Origin of the sequence: Glutamicibacter sp. AOP38-B1-38 (assembly GCF_052377485.1) — a bacterium.
In the GTDB taxonomy this organism is placed as follows: domain Bacteria; phylum Actinomycetota; class Actinomycetes; order Actinomycetales; family Micrococcaceae; genus Glutamicibacter.
In genome coordinates this window covers 19583-34796 of sequence record NZ_JBQSWU010000032.1, presented here as the reverse complement: position 1 = coordinate 34796, position 15214 = coordinate 19583, and the positions used below count along the sequence as shown (strand labels likewise).

General features: G+C 55.4%; 20 protein-coding genes and 1 tRNA gene. 11 read left to right on the top strand and 10 right to left on the bottom strand.

Translation table 11 applies throughout. From position 1 onward, the window contains the following. Positions 1 to 30 precede the first annotated feature (30 nt). Together ACT3TP_RS16235 and ACT3TP_RS16230 are read right to left on the bottom strand one after the other, a co-directional pair. Positions 31 to 561, bottom strand: coding sequence for a hypothetical protein (locus tag ACT3TP_RS16235; RefSeq protein WP_444621014.1), 531 nt, complete (start codon positions 559 to 561; stop codon positions 31 to 33). Positions 562 to 971: 410 nt separating this feature from the next. Then, a complete protein-coding gene (locus tag ACT3TP_RS16230) occupies positions 972 to 1274 on the bottom strand; it encodes a hypothetical protein (protein WP_141393512.1) in 303 nt (100 codons plus the stop codon). A gap of 215 nt (positions 1275 to 1489) precedes the next feature. On the opposite strand from ACT3TP_RS16230, the gene ACT3TP_RS16225 reads away from it, so the two are divergent. Then, positions 1490 to 1798, top strand: coding sequence for a hypothetical protein (locus ACT3TP_RS16225; RefSeq protein ID WP_096285329.1), 309 nt, complete (start codon positions 1490 to 1492; stop codon positions 1796 to 1798). Positions 1799 to 2297: 499 nt separating this feature from the next. Here ACT3TP_RS16225 and ACT3TP_RS16220 read toward each other — a convergent pair whose 3' ends face one another. The 5 genes from ACT3TP_RS16220 to ACT3TP_RS16200 form a co-directional block, all read right to left on the bottom strand. Continuing rightward, positions 2298 to 3140, bottom strand: a complete 843-nt coding sequence (locus ACT3TP_RS16220; protein ID WP_096285331.1) for an aldo/keto reductase — start codon at positions 3138 to 3140, stop codon at positions 2298 to 2300. Positions 3141 to 3199: 59 nt separating this feature from the next. Then, a complete protein-coding gene (locus tag ACT3TP_RS16215; protein WP_096285333.1) occupies positions 3200 to 3649 on the bottom strand; it encodes a hypothetical protein in 450 nt (149 codons plus the stop codon). Positions 3650 to 3800: 151 nt separating this feature from the next. Next, positions 3801 to 3992 carry a YbdD/YjiX family protein gene (locus ACT3TP_RS16210; RefSeq protein ID WP_096285335.1) on the bottom strand — a complete coding sequence of 64 codons (192 nt, stop codon included), beginning with the start codon at positions 3990 to 3992 and terminating at the stop codon, positions 3801 to 3803. Position 3993: 1 nt separating this feature from the next. Then, positions 3994 to 6228: a carbon starvation CstA family protein gene (locus ACT3TP_RS16205; RefSeq protein WP_255248398.1), complete on the bottom strand. Its 2235-nt coding sequence runs from the start codon at positions 6226 to 6228 to the stop codon at positions 3994 to 3996. Between the two features lie 109 nt (positions 6229 to 6337). Continuing rightward, a complete protein-coding gene (locus ACT3TP_RS16200; protein ID WP_444621016.1) occupies positions 6338 to 7315 on the bottom strand; it encodes an NAD(P)H-quinone oxidoreductase in 978 nt (325 codons plus the stop codon). 62 nt (positions 7316 to 7377) lie between these two features. Here ACT3TP_RS16200 and ACT3TP_RS16195 point away from each other — a divergent pair. Next, positions 7378 to 7465: transfer RNA gene (locus tag ACT3TP_RS16195), tRNA-Ser, on the top strand. Positions 7466 to 7559: 94 nt separating this feature from the next. On the opposite strand, the gene ACT3TP_RS16190 is transcribed toward ACT3TP_RS16195, so the two are convergent. Beyond that, complete coding sequence (locus tag ACT3TP_RS16190; protein ID WP_444621013.1) at positions 7560 to 8714, bottom strand: tyrosine-type recombinase/integrase; 1155 nt, start codon at positions 8712 to 8714, stop codon at positions 7560 to 7562. Continuing rightward, the gene (locus ACT3TP_RS16185) at positions 8650 to 9120 is read right to left on the bottom strand and encodes a helix-turn-helix domain-containing protein (protein ID WP_444621011.1); all 471 of its coding nucleotides are present in this window, start codon (positions 9118 to 9120) and stop codon (positions 8650 to 8652) included. The genes ACT3TP_RS16190 and ACT3TP_RS16185 overlap by 65 nt, the downstream gene beginning before the upstream one ends. Before the next feature lie 99 nt (positions 9121 to 9219). On the opposite strand from ACT3TP_RS16185, the gene ACT3TP_RS16180 reads away from it, so the two are divergent. The 9 genes from ACT3TP_RS16180 (at position 9220) to ACT3TP_RS16140 (ending at position 14254) form a co-directional block, all read left to right on the top strand. Beyond that, positions 9220 to 9414, top strand: a complete 195-nt coding sequence (locus ACT3TP_RS16180) for a helix-turn-helix transcriptional regulator (RefSeq protein WP_444621010.1) — start codon at positions 9220 to 9222, stop codon at positions 9412 to 9414. Further along, positions 9414 to 10025 (top strand): hypothetical protein, encoded by a 612-nt coding sequence (locus tag ACT3TP_RS16175; protein WP_444621009.1) that lies wholly within the window; start codon positions 9414 to 9416, stop codon positions 10023 to 10025. Before ACT3TP_RS16180 ends, ACT3TP_RS16175 begins: the two co-directional genes overlap by 1 nt. Before the next feature lie 297 nt (positions 10026 to 10322). After that, positions 10323 to 10583 (top strand): hypothetical protein, encoded by a 261-nt coding sequence (locus ACT3TP_RS16170; RefSeq protein WP_444621008.1) that lies wholly within the window; start codon positions 10323 to 10325, stop codon positions 10581 to 10583. A 14-nt stretch (positions 10584 to 10597) separates the two neighbouring features. Beyond that, positions 10598 to 11845, top strand: a complete 1248-nt coding sequence (locus ACT3TP_RS16165) for an AAA family ATPase (protein ID WP_444621007.1) — start codon at positions 10598 to 10600, stop codon at positions 11843 to 11845. Further along, complete coding sequence (locus ACT3TP_RS16160) at positions 11842 to 12009, top strand: hypothetical protein (protein ID WP_441693498.1); 168 nt, start codon at positions 11842 to 11844, stop codon at positions 12007 to 12009. Before ACT3TP_RS16165 ends, ACT3TP_RS16160 begins: the two co-directional genes overlap by 4 nt. Before the next feature lie 213 nt (positions 12010 to 12222). Beyond that, positions 12223 to 12351, top strand: coding sequence for a hypothetical protein (locus ACT3TP_RS16155; RefSeq protein WP_444621006.1), 129 nt, complete (start codon positions 12223 to 12225; stop codon positions 12349 to 12351). 215 nt (positions 12352 to 12566) lie between these two features. Next, the gene (locus tag ACT3TP_RS16150; RefSeq protein ID WP_444621004.1) at positions 12567 to 12740 is read left to right on the top strand and encodes a hypothetical protein; all 174 of its coding nucleotides are present in this window, start codon (positions 12567 to 12569) and stop codon (positions 12738 to 12740) included. A 4-nt stretch (positions 12741 to 12744) separates the two neighbouring features. After that, entirely contained in the window at positions 12745 to 13263 is a 519-nt protein-coding gene (locus tag ACT3TP_RS16145) for a hypothetical protein (protein ID WP_444621003.1), read from the top strand. A 151-nt stretch (positions 13264 to 13414) separates the two neighbouring features. Continuing rightward, complete coding sequence (locus ACT3TP_RS16140) at positions 13415 to 14254, top strand: phage major capsid protein (protein WP_444621002.1); 840 nt, start codon at positions 13415 to 13417, stop codon at positions 14252 to 14254. 143 nt (positions 14255 to 14397) lie between these two features. Here the strand turns inward: ACT3TP_RS16140 and ACT3TP_RS16135 are convergent, their stop codons facing one another. Further along, a complete protein-coding gene (locus ACT3TP_RS16135; RefSeq protein ID WP_444621001.1) occupies positions 14398 to 14727 on the bottom strand; it encodes a hypothetical protein in 330 nt (109 codons plus the stop codon). Positions 14728 to 15214 lie beyond the last annotated feature (487 nt).

The following is a 15214-nucleotide window of genomic DNA, read 5'->3' as shown; positions in this document are numbered from 1 at the left end:
AAGTTTTTTGGGTGGGGCACGTTTCGCGCGTTAACAGCCTGATCTGGTGACGCTCACGTCGCCGCCAGCGGTTTCAACAGTGACCCGCTCGACTTCATCAGAATTGCAACCATAAAATGACATGAACGACCGGGCATAATCCTCCATGTCGCTTTCTGTCCAGCCATCATCGGACACGATAATTGTCAGTTCACCCTCAGTCTCGGACTCCCAATAATCCGTTGCACGCTGAGGCGTTCCTTCCGACCAGCCCTTGAAACTGTTGGCGCCGTTGTTCTCTAGGTATCCCGCGATCTGGATATCTTCCCACGGTCGAATAGTTACACCGTCTGAACTTGTGGGATACACCGTCTCGCTCGGTGTCGCACTCGACGTAGGTGTCGGCTTTGGTGTCGTTCTTGCCTGAACTATTGGTGTGCCGGCGTTGGCTTCGGCGGTCAGTTTCGCGTCATTCTTCAAAAACGACGGGCTCGTAGCAGCGAACACGAGCACGGCAACCAAAGCGACGAGCGCAGTTAGAACACTGACATTGCCGACAATACGCTTAATTGCACGGGACAAGGTTTCCTCCAAAAGGTTTCGATACGAGTGTAACGAGGTCAGGCGACAGATAGCGAGAGAGTTACTTTGCCCATTCCATGCGAGCACCGGGGATTCGGCCATAGTTCGCGCTGCGCGCTAGCGAAGCCTAGCGACCGTCCTGATCTTGGCAGCTACGGCCTCTGTGTGTGCAATTAAGTGCACATGCTGCCGGGTGAATACTGAAATCCCACAGACTCATAGCCCAAATAGCCCGATTCCTAGGCCCCATGGAACCGCTAAAACGCCCTAAGTGTCGCTTTCGTCTGTCTCGTTAAGTGCAGGTCGGCGGTTCAAATCCGCCACGGTCCGTGTGAAGAAAAACCCCGGACACCGGTGTTACCGTGTGCTTCCGGGGTTTTTCGCTGTCTTGGGACGCCGAGCCTCGCTCATCACGGCTTCTTCTGCACCAAAAACATCAACATGGCGATGGTTTTATGAATGACGACGAGCCCAAATATGAAGGCCAATGCGAAGCAGCCAGTCGAGGCGATCCCGAATGGTGAAAGCGCCATGGGATTAGGATCCCCGTCTCGAAATGCCACCTGAGCCCCGAAGAACTGCAGGAAGAATCCTAAGAAACTCAGCGCGATGCTCAACCAAAAATAGATCAGGGTGTCATATCCCGGTTTTTTCATAGGCAATAAGTCATCCTTAATTTTTCTATTCTGATCGCTGCAATGATAATCAATCATGCATCTTTTACCCTAAACTACTTCGGATAATCGCTGGCGATGAACCTGCCTACACAAGTAAACGTTAAGCAAAGCGCCAAGGCCGGCCTCTCTAGATTCAACTTCGCCTCTTCTCACCTCGGCTGAACGGTCACACATCGACACCGTTTATTCACGAAGGTAGGGTCCATTTCAAAGAGCGGGGAACTCAGGTTTCCCCCGGTTGGGAATATTCGATGAACGACTGGATGATTGTTTTCGGCAACGATGCGCCCCCGGCAGCGGGATATGACTGGACGCGGATTCAAGCCGCTACACGGTCAATGTTGGCGGTGCAGGCACACTTGCAGCGTGCCTCCCAAGGAAACGCCGAACTAGCCGAATCCGAATTGGCAGACGCCCAGCAGAGCATCGCAGAGTTCGAAAATTCGATCCTTGAGGCATTAGACAATGGGGTTGCGGTAAGCCCGATCGCTGATTATACGAATCTAAGCCAGGCGGCGGTCACCAGGCTCCGCGATACGGGCACGCTCACGGGAGCCTAATTCGCAGCCCCGCGATCTTGCAGGAAAAGCGCTATGCGCGGACATCCGACGTGAACACGTGCTTAGTCAACCAAATACGAGATAAGCCTGCGCACAGTTCGATGCGCATAGCTTCAGCTGTCGGCTGCGAGGAGTTCTGATGCCATCGTTCGTCAGACGCCTCAAAAAAAATAGCGCCGAGCGAACGAGCACGATTGGGACTTCAGCCATGGGCGACGGACATCCCGCGCTTTACCGGCTTGCCCGGGCGCCATAAGCCATCCTGGGCCGATCATGTTTACCGGGGAACCGCACCGTCTGGAAGTTGCGGCTTCGGCACCCGATGAAGTGAGAATCTGCCTTGCGCCGAACGCCTGACGGCGTTTCGCCTCAGCGGGGGTATTCGGCGCCGATCTCAGTCTAGTGAGGATCTCGACAACCGCTCTTGGTTTCAAGCAGGCAAGGACCCTGGTTCTTGCCGAAACCAGGGTCCAAAATTGAATGCTCTGCAGATTCGGATTTATTCGAAGTCTGAGATGGCCGGATCTGCCGCGATGCGCCCCTCGGGACCACGATCCAACCCATTGATCGCAGCAAGGTCCTCGTCATCAAGCTTCAACTCGATTGCCTCGAGGTTCTCGATGATTCGCGAATCGGTGACTGACTTTGGAATCACCACGTTGCCCAAAGCCAAATGCCAAGCAATGACTACCTGCGCGGCACTGGCCTCATGCTTTTGGGAGATCCCTAAAATGACCGGGTCGGTCAAGAGCTCACCGCCGTGGCCAAGTGGAGACCATGATTCGTGGGCGATGCCATGCTTAGCTTCGTAAGCGCGCAACTCGGCCTGTGGGAAGTACGGGTGAGTTTCAACTTGGTTGATCACCGGACGCACACCGGTGTGCTCATAGAGCTCTTCCATGGCCTCAATGGTGAAGTTGCAGACGCCGATAGAGGTCGCCTTTTCATCTTTCTGTAGCTGAATCAGGGCCTTCCACGTGTCCACATAGGTGCCGCGCTGAGGCTGCAGCCAGTGAATCAGGTAAAGATCCACGTGGTTCATTCCCAAACGTTCGAGGGAAGCTTCGGCCGCCGCCAATGTCTTGTCGTAGCCCTGGTCGGAATTCCAGACTTTAGTGGTCACGAAGATTTCGCCACGCGGAATGCCGCTGTTGGCGATTGCGCGCCCCACGCCTTCTTCGTTGCCGTAGATACGGGCTGTATCGATATGGCGGTATCCGGCTTTCAGCGCCTTGCCAACTGCGATCTCAGCATCGGCATCGGATACCTTCCAGACGCCGTAACCGATCTGGTCGATGCAGTTGCCATCGTGGAAATTAGATTGTGGAATAGTTTGGATCATGCAACTAATTTAGTGCATCGGAGCGGACTTTGAGGTGAAAGGCACCATATTTTAACGGTTCAGCTCAAGTCAGCCAGCATTTTGGCTGCGTGCGAAATGTCGTCTTTGACGATCTGTGCACGGTGTTCAATCGGTTGCATATTGTTTTCCGCTCCACCTTTGGCCTGCATTCGCATCATCGCGATTGCCTGAGCCGTCGCGGCTAAGTCGTTGGCTGACTTGGTCAGCGCTCGGTGCACCTTGGAGGTGGATTGCGGAATGTGCTCGTCATCGCTTGGCGTCACCCGCTGGGCATCGATGCACAGCTGACGCACCTGCGGGAGCAGATCTGCCAGCTCATTAGCTCGCGTAACTACCTCGTTATACAGGTCGTTGTCTTCGATTCCTTCTAAGACCTGAAAAACGCGGTCCAAAGAGCGCACGAACCTGTCATGGGCGCGGCGCCATACGCCTTGCCCAAGGTCACGGTTTGTTGCGCGTTGTTCGCGCAGACGCGAGAAAAAACCCATCACACTCTTTTTTGCTAGGTCGCTACGAAATGACTAGTACCAGACTACCGGTCGCTGCTCAAAACTCCCCAGCTTCGTGGCTTCGCTTGACGTGAAAAGGAGCCTTGGAACTCGAAATCCAGTTCCAAGGCTCCTTCGTGTCACCCTCCAATTAGCAGCAGCGACCTTGCGGGTTGCGCTCTTGCCAGTTGGTGTATTCGCGCCAAAACTCGCGTTCCGTCATCGGTTCGGCTTCGGGATGGGTATCAGCCAAGTGCTCCAGGTAGTGCCGGTACTTATCTGCACCGAGCACGCCTTCCATGAAACGTCTAGCTTGGCCGAGCTTTTCGCGAAGTTTTTCCATTTTAATGTCCGCCACGGCTCACGCGTTGGCTTACTGGAACGTTCTTCCACTGAGTTTCGAGCGCCTTTTCTGCGGGCGAGGAGATCAGGCCTTGTGCAGCGAAGATCTTCGATTCCGTGTATGGGTCCTCGGTGTCTTTTCCGCCGCCATGGGACTTCGCCTTGACGGTTTCGGCTACCGCCGCGGCGATCACGATGACCGATAGCACCAGGAAGATCACCGAAAGCCAGCCCTGCACACCGGTATTGCGCACGACGGCTTCCATGGCTTCAACGCCGTTTGCAGAACCGAAGGAAGTCTCACCGTTGGCCAAGGCTTCCTTGAACGCGTTGTGGTTTGCGAAGTAGCCAACCTTGGTGTTCGTGGAGAAAATCTTCTGCCACGAGGCGACGAAGGTGACCACGACGGCGAACGCCAGCGGGAGCACAATGACCCACAGGTGCTTGAAGTTACCGCGCTTGGCGACAATCGTCATGACCACCGCCAAAGCTATAGCAGCAAGCAACTGGTTGGAGATACCGAACAGCGGGAAGAACGTATTGATGCCGCCAAGGGGGTCGGTGACTCCGAGAATGAGAATGTAACCCCATCCGGCCACCATAAGTAACGTACATATCCAGGCTCCGGGGCGCCACGAGGTGTCCTTAAACTTTGGAACGAAGTTACCGATAGCGTCCTGCAGCATGAAGCGAGCCACGCGTGTCCCGGCATCTACCGCGGTCAGAATGAACAGTGCTTCGAACATGATCGCGAAGTGGTACCAGAAGCCCATCATGGCGACGCCACCGAACCACTGATTCATGATCACCGCAATGCCGACCGCTAGCGTTGGAGCGCCACCGGTTCGCGAAACCACCGATGGTTCGCCCACGTTGGCCGCCAGCTCGGTCAGCTGGCTTGGAACTAGGTCCACGCCGGCTAGTCCCAAGGAGTTCACAAAGGCCACCGCGGTCTCCACGGTGCCACCGGTCGCGGCTGCGGAGGAGTTCATCGCGAAGTAGATGCCGCGATCAATGGAGATCGCCGCAACCAATGCCATGATGGCCACCATGGACTCCATGAGCATGCCGCCGTAACCCAGGAAGCGGGTCTGGCGTTCCTTCTCGACCAGCTTCGGGGTGGTTCCCGAGGCGATGAGCGCATGGAAGCCGGAGAGCGCACCACAAGCGATGGTGACAAATAAGAATGGGAACAGTGAACCGGAGACGACCGGACCGTCTGAACGTGAGGCGTACTCGGAGAAGGCCGGGGTACTGATCTCCGGCCGGACGACGACGATGGCCACGGCCAGCAGTCCAATCACACCGATCTTCATGAAGGTCGACAGGTAGTCGCGCGGCGCAAGCAACAGCCAGACCGGAAGTACCGCAGCGATGACACCGTAAACAATGATCGCCCATGCAATGGTGGTGCGTTCCATGTGGAAGAACTCAGCACCCCACGCCGATTCGGCGATCCAACGGCCAGAGATGATAGCGAACATCAATAGCGCGAAGCCGATGACCGAAATTTCCAGTACCTTGCCTGGGCGGATAAAGCGCAGATAGATCCCCATGAACAGCGCGATCGGGATCGTCAGACCCACCGAATAGATGCCCCAGGCGGATTCCCCCAGCGCGTTGACAACCACCAGCGCCAAGATGGCAACGATGATGATCATGATGGCAAGAGTCGCAATCAACGCCGCGGTGCCACCAATCAGGCCCAGCTCTTCACGGGCCATCTGGCCCAGCGAACGCCCACCACGGCGCATCGAGAAGAACAAGACCAAGTAGTCTTGCACCGCCCCGGCCAGAACTACACCGAGGATGATCCAGATGGTTCCCGGTAGGTAGCCCATCTGCGCTGCGAGGATCGGCCCAACTAGCGGCCCGGCTCCAGCGATTGCCGCGAAGTGGTGCCCAAAAAGCACACGTCGATCGGTTGGCACAAAGTCTCGGCCGTTATTCATATACTCGCCGGGAGTGGCCCGGAAATCATCCGGCTTGGCGATCTTGCGCTCAATGAACTTCGCATAGAACCGGTAAGCGATCAGGTACGTCGCCACCGCGGCGAAAACGAACCAGATCGCGTTGATGGTTTCACCGCGGGAGAATGCGAGCATGGACCAAGCCACGCCGCCGATCAATGCAATGACAACCCAGACTGCGATGCGCAACGGAGTCCACCGCTTATCTTCGCGTTCGACAATCTCTGGGTCCACGCCCGCCGGCGGCAGGGCTTCTTGGGTACTCACTGGGAGTAGCCTCCTCGGAATCTTTCAAGTGATGTGGATAACTAGTTCCTGTGGAACGAGTCACGTGGTAATACCACGGGTCACTTTACGCGAAGGAGGTATGGATAAATCAAGCCCGCACGACAATTTTTCCCAGATGCGTCCCCGAATCAAAATGTTCATGCGCCGAGACGAGGGCTTCGAAAGAATAAATCTTGGTGACGTTCAGACTGAGTTTCCCCTCTGCCAGCAACGGTTCAATACGTTTTGAAGTTTCCTCGACGATTACGGTCTTTTCGTTCGCCGGACGAGCACGCAACGTGGTGCCGATAACCCTGGCACGCTTAGACATCAGCATGCGCAAATCCAGTTCCGCCTTGGCGCCGCCTTGCAAACCAATGACGACCATGCGGCCGCCCACGGCGAGCGCCTTCACGTTCATCGCCAGATACTTCGCACCAACCACGTCCAAGATCAGGTCAACACCTTTGGCCGCGGTCAATTCGCGAACCCGTTCCAGCACATCTTCTTCGCGATAGTTGATCCCCTCATCAGCGCCCAGCGATTTGCAGTAGGCGATCTTGTCTTCAGACGAAGCGGTGACAATCACTGTCGCGCCGGCGGCCTTCGCCAGCTGGATTGCCATAGATCCGATTCCACCGGAGCCGCCATGGACCAGAATCGTTTCTCCATCCTTGAGCGCTCCCTCAAGGAAGATATTTGAGACGACGGTAGCGGCCACCTCGGGGAGCCCCGCAGCTTCGACTAGATCCATCTGGGCAGGGACTGCCAGCACATGTGAGGATTCAACATTGACGTACTGGGCGTAGCCTCCTCCTGCAAGCAAAGCTGCCACGCGGTCTCCAACGTTCCATTCGGTGACCTGCTTGCCGACCTTGGCGATGGTTCCGGAAACTTCCAGCCCTGGGATGTCGCTGGCACCGGCAGGTGGCGGGTAAACACCCTTGCACTGCTGGACATCTGCCCGGTTCAGGCCGAAGGCAGTAACCTCAATCAGTACTTCATGATCTGCTGTTTCCGGGATTGGGCGAGCCTGTGCTTTAAGCACCTCTGGTCCCCCTGCGCCGGCGTAGATGTAGGCCTGCATCGTGTCACTCATGTATGTCGATTCCCTTCTTGGCTTACTCATAGCGTATAGTTTTTCGGGTTGGATGGTTGTCCGAGCGGCCTAAGGAGCTGGTCTTGAAAACCAGTGTGCGGTAACCCCGTACCAAGAGTTCAAATCTCTTACCATCCGCGATTATGAAGCCCCTTATTTCCTTGTAAACACTGGGAAGTAAGGGGCTTTTTCGTTTCCATCCCCCAGTGTTCGGGAACTTTTTGGGAACATCCTATTTTGATACGACGTTATCTAGGGCTATTGCTACTGCATCCATATCGTCATCAAACAGTTCTGCATACACATCCAGTGTCATGGCTGCGGACGCGTGGCCCATCATTTTCTGCAGGACTTTGACGTTGGCTCCGGCGCTCACGGCGAAGCTCGCGAAGGTGTGCCGCAAGTCGTGTGGTGTCACTCTGGAAACTCTGGCGGCGTTCACTGCTGCATCCAACCAGGACACTCGGTTTCGGCCTGTGTGTGGTGGTCGCATGTAGTAGCCGTTGCCATCGGGGAACAATAGGTCATCGGGATGCTTGTCTTTGCAAGCCTTGAGAATAGCCGCTGACAAGAACGCAGGATATGGAACGCTACGCCGTTCATGGCCTTTTGGTGTGCCGACAAATATTTTCCCATCAACCCTGACCGCGTTTTGATCGACGCGTAGCCGGCGCTTTATCAGATCCACATCTTTGATACGCAGGGCCACGGCTTCACCCCAGCGCAGACCACAGTAAGCCAACACGCGCACCAGCAGAGGGTACCTAGAGTTATCGGCCAACTTGGACACGTCATCATGGCTCAGATAGACGTGAGCCTTCTTCTTTTTCCGTGGCAGATTGACCCCACGCGCAGGATTGGCCAGCATCCGTCGATCCTTTACCGCGTCATCAAGGATTCCAGCTAGGACACCATAAGCGCGAATAACGGTTGTCGCTGACTTTGGCTTGACCGGCGGCTTAGCCTTGTCATCCCCTACCGACAATTTGGTAACCCACGCTTGCACCTCAGTGTGTGGAATCCCGGAGATTACCCGCTTACCCCAAACCGGCTGAACATGGAGTCTCCACGCGGTTTCAGTTGGTCGGAACGATGAAGGTTTCAAGTGCTGCTTGCGTTCAACCCATGACGGCCCCAGCTCGGCAACAGTCACGTTTGCCAACTTCGGGTCTATGTACTCGCCACGCGCTTTAGACACCTCAACAGTGGCCTTGAAAAGTTCCGCGTCACGCTTAGTTTTGAAGCCCCGTTTTTTCGTCTGTGTACGATCCGGTTTCCGATACTGCACCAGGTACCTGATACCGGCTTTAGTCTCGTACTTCTCAACCGTTGCCATTTGAAGAATCCGGTAGGTTCGAAATTTCTTGTCGTACTTGCCAAATCTCATTCACAAGTTTTGAGTGTGCAAGCCTGAGCGCTTCTAGCTTGTCCGCAGTCCTTGAGACTTGCAGCTCCACTTCATCAAGCTCTCGATCTAGTTGCGCTTCTTTTGCGAGCAATCTTTGAAACTCGTTCGAATGTTGAGCGGTTGCCGGAAACGCCTGCTGAAATAGCTCCGCTGGTTGCAACCCCAGTGCTTGCGCAAGGGCTATGCACTCTTTCAACGTGCTCGGCCTAGCGCCTTTTTCAAGTTTGGTGATCGTGTTTTGTCGCATATCTAGCCCAAAGTTCACTAAAGCCTTGGATAACTCCGTCTGAGTCAAACCTGCTTTAACTCTAAGACTTCGGACAATCTCACCAAATCGAACGTAGGTAGCCTCAGGTTCTTGCCCCTTTTCTTCAATATCACTCATGGGAATATCGTACATGTTCCCCAGTGGTTTGACATTAACAGCGTTGATGATTAATGATTGTTCCTGTCAGTGATATTCACTAAATCATCAGGGGGAACAATGTCCGTCACAGGCTTAGAGCGGTTGCTCACCGTTGACGAATACTGCGCATGGCGCGGCATCTCCAAGGGAACCGCCGCAAATGAGCGTTACATGGGCAATGGCCCGAAGTTCATCAAAGCAGGTAAGAGCGTGCGTTACGCCGAGTCAGACCTAAAAAATTGGATCGAAGAAAACACTAAGGATCGCACCTAATGACCATCGCCCCGAAGACAGAAAAAGACCGTGGTGCTCTCGCCAAAGAACACACCACGGTCTCAACCGAAATTCCATCAGAAAAGGAATCAGTTATGCACAATGTTATCAACATCCCCCAGGCTCCAGCAGGATTCAAGCGGGAATACTTCTGCACCTGCGGAATGGGCTGCACCCCCGACGACCTCAACACTGAGGACAATTGCGAGATTGAAGGCTCCGTATATGCCGGCCCCGACGTTCACCTCACGGACTCCACCGGCACACAAGTTAACAGCCACTGGTCACCACGGAACGGCATAACCTTCGATGTTTCAAACTACGGCTTCGACAGCGCCGCGGACGATGCCGAATACGTTGCAAAAGCATGGACCCGCGAACAGCTGGAAGCTCTCCCCGAAATGGTGGAAAAGGTCCTAGCCAATATCGACCAGGCGCACGCGGTGGAAGTGATGACCGCTCACCCTGTGCCCCGTGCCAACCCTGAACATCACACCGTCACCGAAATTGCAGTCTGGTGCGATACCCACAAGATCGACGCGGTAGCCGCGTTCGCGGCCTACCAAGAACTTCACGCCGAGGAAATCAAAAGCTGGTCCACCAATGCGTAAAGCCATTCAGAGCACAGTGCAAACCGCGTTCTACAGCACAATCCTCTTCGGACTTATCGCAGTACCCCAGTTGCTCGCACACGCGTTAGGGGCACCAATTGCGCATTAGCCCCGAAGCACTACTTACCGGCGTGCACATGGTTGTTGTAGAGATCGAAACTCCCGACAGTATCCACTACCGCCGCCGTGCCTACTACAACCTGCCCAGTGCCCAGCGTGCCGTAGATAGAGCCGTAGAGCGCGGACAATCAGCCCAGCTAATCCTATGCAAGCTGATACCCGTAGGCGGTGCACCAGGTGACTGAGTACTGGCAATCCCTCAACTCCGAAGCGTTCCACCAGGGCATGATGCACGGCTACAAACAGGGCTACCGCCACGGCTTCAAAGACGGCGTGCATGAAACCGACGAGGCCGACCGTGAAGCGCAGGACGCATTCACCAGGGCAGCAGCCAAATCAGCCCGTGACGCGGTAGATATTCACGCAGCACGTCAACGGCTCCGACCAACCAAACCAATTCCCCTTGTGGATCTGCCCCGATCCATCGCAAAAATCTAGGAGGGCACATAGCAATGACCGACAAGTTGCCTACAAAACGAGTACTTCTCACACCGGCCAGCCTGATCAAGACTCGCCGCCAGAAATGGTTCTGGGAGCCATTCACAGGCCACGGTGTCATCCCGTTAGGTACGGCAACCATAGTTGCAGGAAAGGGCGGTGAAGGTAAGACAACCTTTATGCTTCACCTCGCCGCCCTCGCCAGCCGTGGACAGCTCCCCGGCGACCTGCACGGCCAGAAAATGGCAACCATCGTCATAGGGCCGGAAGATGACTGGGATACCGTCATGGTTCCACGACTCAAAGCAGCAGGCGCAGACCTCGACCGTATTTATCAGATCGAAGTCGAATCAACCCTCGATGAGTTCACTAGTCGTCGTTCACTGAAATTTCCTCTCGACGTGGACATGATCGAACAGGCCATTAGTGAGACAGGGGCGAAGGTTCTAGTAGTCGATCCGGCCCCTTCGCTGATGCACGGCGACATGAATAAAGTTCAAGATGTTCGCCAGTCGTATGAACCACTCATTGCCTTGGCTCAACGGCTTGAAATCGCATTGATTCTTATAAACCACTTCAACAAGGGCGGCGGCTCAGTCAGTGGGGGATTATCCGGCTCGCACGCATGGCGCGACCTCACCCGGTCTTACCTCGCCTTCGCCACAGATGAAGAATCGGGGGAGCGCGTTTTCAGCCAGGACAAGAACAACTACGGGGAATCTAAGGGGTCTTACAAGTTCACTCTGGAATCGGTAGAAGTGACCACTGATGACGGAGAGACGGCCAGTGTCGCCCGAGTCAATTTCCTTGGCGAAACAGACCAAACCGTTGGGGATCTTATCAGCCGGGCCAATGGGGATGACGAAGATTTGGATGACCGAAATGTTGCCCAATCATTCGTTATCGACTTCATCAAGCAGAACGAGGTCTGGGAAGCCAAAGCCGGGGATGTTCTCAAAGCAGGACGTGCTCAAGGCTTCACGGACAAAGAGCTCAAGAACGCTCGGCAGCGTTCCAAGTCTCCGAAAATTGCTTCTCGCAAAAGTGGATTTGGTGGCGGTTGGGTCTGGGCAATTGATGATGTGCCAGACCAAGGACTCACGAAGAACCCAAAGGACTCACGCTCTCAGAACATGAGTTCTTCGAGTCCTTGGGTGAGTCCTTCGCCAAATGATAACCCGGCAACTTGTCCGCTCCACGGTACCGAGGACATAACCGAGTGCTACACCTGCACCGAAATCAGAGAGGGAAAAACCGCATGATCGACCCCTACGACCAGACCGCAGTTGCGCAGGCGCTCAACCGTGCAGCGGATCTGCTCTACCTCCCAGATGACCCTAGAGCCGAATTAACTACAGCTCACGAGCTGAATAACCTACGTTCCAATCTTCGGAATATTGCAGACCACCTCGAACAGGAGGACTAACCTCATGAGTCACCGCCCAGGATTTCGACCACAAGCCAAAGTACGCCCCTACGTTTGGGTAGACAGTGGAACACAAGAACGCACCCCAGGTATCGGCCTACTTCACCGGGGCACCGTCCTAGCTCATCTCACCGCAGATGAAGCTCGAACGATGGCCGACCGGCTGCACGACCTCGCAGAACGCCTAGAGCAACCTTCAAAGGAAAACAACTAATGCCAAGCTACGTACGATATGCCCCCGGTTACCTCGAAGTGCAAATCATGTCCGACGACCCCAAAGAAATCGCAGCAATACTCCGCGAGCAAGCCGCCAAAGTGGAAGAACGGGAGAACCGGCAATGACTGCACCTCACTGGTCCCTTAGTGCCTACCAGCCCCCCGTTGAGCTCGATCGAATCGCACCAGTAGCCGAATGGGTCTGTCACAAATGTTCCGGCCCTTGGATGTGGAACTTCCACTTTCGGCACAAGGCATTGTGCGGCGAATATCAGAATGATTCCGCCACCCGGTACGCCGACTATCAGCGTTTGAAGCGACGTAGGAAATTCAGTCGGAAAATGAGCATGGTCGAATGGCTTTACACGCTCACCATTGCCCCCGATTGGCTACCGAACTTCGCCCCCGAAGACCACCCTCGAACCATCGTGGCCAGCTCCGATAAAGGCTGGCACCGGACAGTAGCAGGATTCAACCCTGACGAAATTGCCAAACTACTAACAGAAAATGAGTAACCCTATGAGCACAGAAACCAACACCGCCAGCACCACCACCGCGCAAGACGGCCAGCAGGGCACCAGCACCGAGCAGGAGCCACAGCAGACTGCCGAGGGAACTACGCCCCCGGAAGGCACCGAGCAGGAGCAGGAAGGCCAGCAGGAGGACGGCAAGGCAATCCCCGAAGCTAAGAAATATCGTCTCCGTGCACAGCAAGCCGAAGCCGAACGCGACACCCTGCAAACCCGGCTGAACGCCATGCTGAACGTTGAAGCAACCCGCGTCATCGAATCCGCTGCACAAAAGTTGCACAACCCGGCAGACCTATTCGAAATCGGTGGCATAAAACTCGAGGACGTTCTCACCGAAGACGGACTAATCGACCAGGACAAGATCAACGTCTCGATTACCGAACTGCACAAGACCCGCGCCTACCTCTTCAAAGAATCAGGCGGTGGCAACGCATCCCTCGCCCGCGCCGCCGGCGACCGTGGTCGACTACCATCCGCACCATCATGGAAGAATGCTTTGAAACGATAAATCAGGTAAACTAAACGGTGTAGGTACTAATCCCAGTAGGGAAAAATACCTGCACCGTTTATTTCGTCCCAGACGGGGCACCCAGGGCACGCCAGCAGGCACCCGGAACACAACATTCTTGTTACCCCGTCTCAGAGAGGACGAACTTAAAATGGCTACACTCACCACCAACGCAAACAAAGCCTTCCTGCCCGAAGAAGCAGGCGCTTTGATCATCAAGCCCGTAGAAGAAGCATCGGCAGCAATCGCCGTAGCATCCAACGTTTCTACCGGCGCTAACTTCTTCCGCATCCCGACCGTCAACACCGACCCAGCAGCCGCATGGACTGGCGAAGGTGAAGAAATTGACATTTCGGACATGACCCTTGGTGAAGCAAGCACCGGCTTCAACAAGATCGCCGGGCTTACCATCATCAGCGTTGAGCTAGCCGAAGATGCCACCCCCGAAGCCGCCACAATGGTAGGCAACGGACTAGCCCGTGACATTGCGCGCAAAGTAGATAGCGCGTTCTTCGGGGCACAGGGCACTGACACCAACCAGCCCAAAGGTCTAGAAGATCAGACCACCGGCACCGTTGACGCTGGCACCGCCTTTACTGGTATCGACCCGTTCACCGAAGCCCAGTTCCAAGCCGAAGCCCAGGGCTCAACCATCACCGCATGGGTAGCCAACCCCGCTGACGCGCTCGCACTGGCCAAGGTCAAGGAAGGCACCGGATCTAACCGCAACCTGTTGCAGCCAGATCCAACCGCACCTAGCCGCCGCATCGTCAACGGCATCCCGCTGACCGTATCCACCGCTGTTACCCCTGGCACCGTGTGGGGCATCCCAGCAGACGCGGCCTACGTGGTCATCCGAAAGAATGTCACCCTCGACGTTGACCGCAGCGCATTCTTCACCAGTGACCTGGTAGCCGTGAAGTCAACCATGCGAGTAGGTTTCGTGTTCCCGCAGCCGCTGGCCATCCAAAAGATTTCCCTCACCGTATAGGTAGGGAAGGTGTCAACGTCACCCGCATCCAGCGCATCGGAGCGCGGGAACGAAGGTAACGAAGGTTTTTAGCTCAATTTCGGCCTAAAGACTTACCTGCACCAGCAACTAAGCCCCCGTGTTTACTTGGTTTCCACGGGGGCTTACTTGCGCCCAGGTGCAACCAGTGGAGCCAACACATTAGGCGCACCCTTGAACCTGGCACCAGTCACAGCGATATACCGGCGTGAGGAATACACCTCAATGTTGCGACCGTCCCGGATCTTATAACCCGGTGACTCAGCTAGCAGTCCGAAGATATGCAGCCCTTCCCCGGACATGCTCGCCTCAATGTAAGTTCCACGGTTAGCAGCCACCAGCTCAGCAGCCCACGGCAACAGCTCCCCACCGTCGAAGCAATGATCAAGGTCGATGCACCCGATCCCCTGCCCCAGCACGAACCCACTGCCAGCACCCACAGGCGACGCGCTCACGGCCTCATAGCTCGACCAAGTGAATGGGTTAGTAGAAGACGCGGGATAGCCAGCAACAGTCATAGGACGCTTGCTTGCAGTGTGCCTAACCCAACGCTTACGAGTCATCATCTCGGCTGGCAGAGCGCCACGAGACAACCGCTTGCGGCACTTAGCAGAGCACGCACGAGCATCAGCACGATAAAGCATCATCGAATTGCCACACCCAGCAGCGCAAAACCGTTGTTTCATGCTCTAATTCTACCGCTAAGCAGGCATAGTGTCACACTTAAAGCCCTAGATTACAGGGAAGTAGAGCAGGCCAGTAAATGCCGAAGCTCCACAAGCAAACAGCAAAAAACCGCAACCCAAACAGACCAAAACACCACGAAACACGCCCAGATCAAAGCACAGCAACGCACAAGGCCCCGGCCACCATCCCCCTCCCCGGGGGCTCGCACGGATCGCCGTAGAGGTGCTGTTCATTTTGTTCTGCGAGAGTCTGGGG